The 4,462-nt window shown below is 68.7% G+C and carries 4 protein-coding genes; all 4 read left to right on the top strand.

Features of this window, described 5'->3' with window-relative positions; genetic code table 11:
- A partial coding sequence (gene glyS / locus AC1DOC_RS20980) for a glycine--tRNA ligase subunit beta (protein WP_478130414.1) occupies positions 1–1,957 on the top strand: 1,957 nt, incomplete at its 5' end.
- Between the two features lie 22 nt (positions 1,958–1,979).
- Positions 1,980–2,573, top strand: coding sequence for a D-glycero-beta-D-manno-heptose 1,7-bisphosphate 7-phosphatase (gene gmhB / locus AC1DOC_RS20975; protein ID WP_015867503.1), 594 nt, complete (start codon positions 1,980–1,982; stop codon positions 2,571–2,573).
- Positions 2,573–3,349 carry a lysophospholipid acyltransferase family protein gene (locus AC1DOC_RS20970; protein WP_015867502.1) on the top strand — a complete coding sequence of 259 codons (777 nt, stop codon included), beginning with the start codon at positions 2,573–2,575 and terminating at the stop codon, positions 3,347–3,349. The genes gmhB and AC1DOC_RS20970 overlap by 1 nt, the downstream gene beginning before the upstream one ends.
- A 23-nt stretch (positions 3,350–3,372) precedes the next feature.
- Entirely contained in the window at positions 3,373–4,353 is a 981-nt protein-coding gene (locus AC1DOC_RS20965) for a M48 family metallopeptidase (protein WP_370880706.1), read from the top strand.
- The last annotated feature ends 109 nt before the right edge of the window (positions 4,354–4,462 follow it).

The following is a 4,462-nucleotide window of genomic DNA, read 5'->3' as shown; positions in this document are numbered from 1 at the left end:
CCTCACGCACGTGGCCGAGCGCGCCGCCGACAAGGCCGTCTCGCAAAAGCTCATGCCCGTGGCCGTGGGGCTCGACGCCTCGGGCCAGCCCACGCCCGCCTTGCTGAAGCGCCTGGCCGCGCTGGGCGCCGACGCCTCGGCCGTGCCTGGCCTGAAGCGCGCGATGGACGGCAAGGCCGAAGCGCTGTTCTACGAAAGCACCGCCAAGGGCGCAACGCTGGCCGAAGGCCTGCAGAAGGCGCTGGCCGAGGCCATTGCCAAGCTGCCGATTCCCAAGGTGATGAGCTACCAGCTCGAAAGCGGCTGTGAGCTGCCCGGCTGGAGCAGCGTGAGCTTCGTACGCCCCGCGCATGGCCTGGTGGCGCTGCATGGCGATGCCGTGGTGCCGGTGGAGGCGCTCGGCCTGAAGGCCGGCCGCGAGACCCACGGCCACCGCTTCGAGGCTGCCGTCGATCCGGTCGTGCTGCGCGACGCCAACAGCTATGCGCTGCAGATGCAGGACGAGGGCGCGGTCATCGCGAGCTTCGAAGCGCGCCGCACCGAGATCGCGCGCCAGCTCGCGGCCGCGGCCGTGCGGGTCGGCGGCGCTGCCGTGCCCATCCATGACGACGCGCTGCTCGACGAAGTGACCGCGCTGGTCGAGCGGCCCAACGTGCTGGTCTGCAGCTTCGAGCGCGAATTCCTCGAGGTGCCGCAGGAGTGCCTCATCCTCACGATGAAGGCCAACCAGAAGTACTTTCCGCTGCTGGACGCCTCGAACCGGCTCACCAACAAGTTCCTGGTGGTCAGCAACATCAGCCCCGAGGACGCGAGCGCGGTGGTCGGCGGCAACGAGCGCGTGGTGCGTCCGCGCCTGGCCGACGCCAAGTTCTTCTTCGACCAGGACCGCAAGAAGTCGCTGGCCTCGCGCGTCGAATCGCTGGGCAAGGTGGTCTATCACAACAAGCTCGGCACCCAGGGCGAGCGCGTCGAACGCGTGATGCGCATTGCGCGCGGCATCGCCGAAAAGCTCGGCGCCGCCGCGCTCGTCGCGCATGCGGTGCAGGCCGCGCAGCTGGCCAAGGCCGACCTCGTGACCGACATGGTCGGCGAGTTCCCGGAGCTGCAGGGCACCATGGGCCGCTACTACGCGCTGCACGACGGCCTCGCTGCTGAAGTGGCCGACGCGATCGAAGACCACTACAAGCCGCGCTTTGCCGGCGACGAGCTGCCGCGCAACAGCGTGGGCCTGGTGGTCGCGCTGGCCGACAAGCTCGAGACGCTGGTCGGCATGTTCGGCATCGGCAACCTGCCCACCGGCGACCGCGATCCCTTCGCGCTGCGCCGCCATGCGCTCGGCGTGATCCGCATGCTGATCGAGAAAGACCTGCCGCTGAAGCTCGACGCGCTGCTGCAGGACGCCGCCGCGCAGTTCAAGGACATCGACGGCTTCGACACCGGCAAGGCCACGGCCGAGCTGCAGGACTTCATCCTCGACCGCCTGGCCGGCAGCCTGCGCGAGCAGGGCGCCAGCGCGCAGGAAGTCGACGCCGTGCTGGCGCCGCGGCCGCAGCGCCTGGGCGAGGTGCCCAAGCTGCTGGCGGCCGTGCGCGCCTTTGCCGCGCTGCCCGCCGCCGCCGCGCTGGCCGCCGCCAACAAGCGCATCGGCAACATCCTCAAGAAGGCGCCCGAGGCCGACGCGCACGTCAGCGAACTGCTGCTGAAGGAGCCCGCAGAGAAGGCGCTGCATGCCGCCATGGCCGAGGTCGTGCCCGCGGCCAACGCCCAGTTCGATGCCGGCGACTACACCGCTTCGCTGCAGACCCTGGCCGCGCTGCGCGAGCCGGTCGATGCCTTCTTCGACGGCGTGATGGTCAATGCCGAGCAGGCCGACCTGCGCCTGAACCGGCTGGGCCTGCTGATGTCGCTGCACGCCGCGATGAACCGCGTGGCGCAGCTCGAGCGGCTGGCTGCTTGATCATCCCCCCGGCGACCTCACCATGGGCGGCACTGCCATGAAACTCGTCATCCTCGACCGCAACGGCACGATCAACGTGCACCGCGAAGACTTCGTCAAGAGCGACATCGAGTGGACGCCGCTGCCCGGTGCGCTCGAGGCCGTGGCCCGGCTCAACCATGCGGGCTGGCACGTGGTGATCGCGTCCAACCAGTCGGGCCTGGGCCGCGGGCTGTTCGACATGGCCTCGCTCAATGCCATGCACGCCAAGATGCACAAGATGCTCGCGGCCGTGGGCGGGCGGGTCGATGCGGTCTTCTATTGCCCGCACAGCCCCGACGAGGGCTGCGATTGCCGCAAGCCCGCGCCGGGCCTGTTCCGCCAGATTGCCGACCGCTACGGCATCGACCTGAAGGACGTGCCCACCGCGGGCGACAGCCTGCGCGACCTGCAGGCCGGCGCGGCCGCCGGCTGCGAGCCGCACCTGCTGCTCACCGGCATGGGCGCGGCCTGCCGCGGCGTCGATCCGCTGCCTCCCGAATACCCGGCGAACACCGTGGTTCATGAGAACCTCGCCGCCTTTGTCGACTTCTTGCTTGCGCGCGAAGCGCAGGCTGCACTGCAGGTGGCTGTCTGATGGCTTTTATCCGTTCCGTTGTCCATGCCTTGTGGATGCTCGTCACCGTGGTGCCCTGGGGCATCATCATGTGCGTCAGTTCGCTCTGGAAGCGCGGCATCCCGCTCTACTGGATGGCGGTGCAGTGGCTCAGCTGGGCCATCGGCGGCGCGCGCGTGCTGCTGGGCATCCAGACGCGCGTGACCGGCATGGAAAACCTGCCCGCCGACAAGCTGGCCGGCGCGGTCCTGCTGGTGAAGCACCAGTCGACCTTCGAGACCTTCCTGATGCCCACGCTGATGCCGCATCCGCTGGCCTTCGTGTTCAAGAAGGAGCTGATCTACGTGCCCTTCTTCGGCTGGGCGATGGCCCGGCTCGACATGATCCACATCGACCGCAGCCAGCGCGCGCAGGCCTTCAACAAGGTCGTGAACCAGGGCCGCAAGCTGCTGGCGCAGGGCATCTGGATCATCATGTTTCCCGAGGGCACCCGCATTCCGCGCGGCCAGAAGGGCACCTACAAGAGCGGCGGCACGCGCCTCGCATGCGAGACCGGCGTGCCGGTGATCCCGGTGGCCGTCACCTCGGCCAAGGTCTGGCCGCGCAAGGCCTTCATCAAGCGTCCCGGCGTGGTCGACGTGTCGATCGGCCCGGCCATTCCCAGCGTGGGCCGCAAGCCCGACGAGCTGATGCGCGAGGTCGAGGCCTGGATCGAATCCGAGATGCGCCGGCTCGATCCCGAGGCCTACCGCGACAGCCTGCCGCTGCCGCAGGCGCCGCAAGAGGCGCTGAAGTAGTAGAAGAAAAGAAAGAACCCGAGATGCGGGGACTGCTTCAGTTCACGATGGACCTGTTCGAAGGGTTGGGCAGCGAGTTTGCGCCGGCCAAGCCGAGCGAGCCGCGCGGCAAGAAGGTCCGGAAAAAGGCGACGCCGCCGGCCGTGCCCGCACCCCCGGTGGCCGATGCGCAGCCTGCAGGCAGGGCCGGAGACGCCGGTCCTGCGCAGCCCGCCGTCCCGCTGCGCGACACGCTCGCGCTCGCAAGCTTCGTGCACCCTGAGGCCACGCGAGAAGCGGTGCTCGGGTCGGCGCGCGTGGCCTACGAGTTCAAGCGCGGCAAGCGCAAGACCATCGGCTTCGTGGTCGGCGCCGAAGGCCTGTCGGTGCGCGCGCCCCGCTGGGTCACGCTGCGCGACGTCGATGCCGCCATCCAGGAAAAGGCCGGCTGGATCCTGCGCAAGCTGCTGGAGACGCAGCAGCGCCACGCACGCGTCGAGGCCACGCGCATCGACTGGAAGGACGGCGCGGAGTTTCCCTTCATGGGCGAGACGGTCGTGATCCGCCTCGATCCGAAGCACGGCTTTGCAAGCGTCGGCGGCACGCTCGATGCAAGCGATGACGCCGCCGGCCCGCGCACTTTGCGCCTGGCCGTGGCGCAGAACGCCGAGGCCTCGCAGATCCGCGATGCCGCCCAGGCCTGGCTCATGCGGCAGGCGCGCCGGCTTTTCATCGAGCGGCTCGACCATTTCGCGCCCCGGCTGGGGGTGCGGTGGCAGAAGCTGTCGCTGTCGAATGCCGCGACTCGCTGGGGAAGCGCGAGCGCGGATGGGTCGATCCGGCTGAACTGGCGGTTGATCCACTTTCGCCTGCCGGTGATCGACTATGTGGTGGCGCATGAGCTGGCGCATCTGCGGGTGATGGACCACTCGCAGCGGTTTTGGGACACGGTGGAGAGCGTGGTGCCGGACTATGACCTGCTGCGGCGGCAGCTCAAGGATGAGGCTGTGCCTAGGTGGTCTTGAGGTTTGTTTTTTTGTTTTCCGGGGCCGGGATTCCGCCCGGCGGCGGACTCACTTTCTTTTGCTTCGCCAAAAGAAAGTAAGCAAAGAAAAGGCGACCCCACTGTCTGCG

This window comes from Variovorax sp. 01T439_2 (assembly GCF_056398445.1).
Note: the sequence above shows the minus strand (reverse complement) of the source record. Positions and strands in the feature narration are given on the sequence as shown.

Bases quoted from the DNA above. Each gene is read 5' to 3' on its own strand.
- gmhB (WP_015867503.1), top strand. From the start codon at position 1,980: ATGGGCGGCACTGCCATGAAACTCGTCATCCTCGACCGCAACGGCACG.
- AC1DOC_RS20970 (WP_015867502.1), top strand. From the start codon at position 2,573: ATGGCTTTTATCCGTTCCGTTGTCCATGCCTTGTGGATGCTCGTCACC.
- AC1DOC_RS20965 (WP_370880706.1), top strand. From the start codon at position 3,373: ATGCGGGGACTGCTTCAGTTCACGATGGACCTGTTCGAAGGGTTGGGC.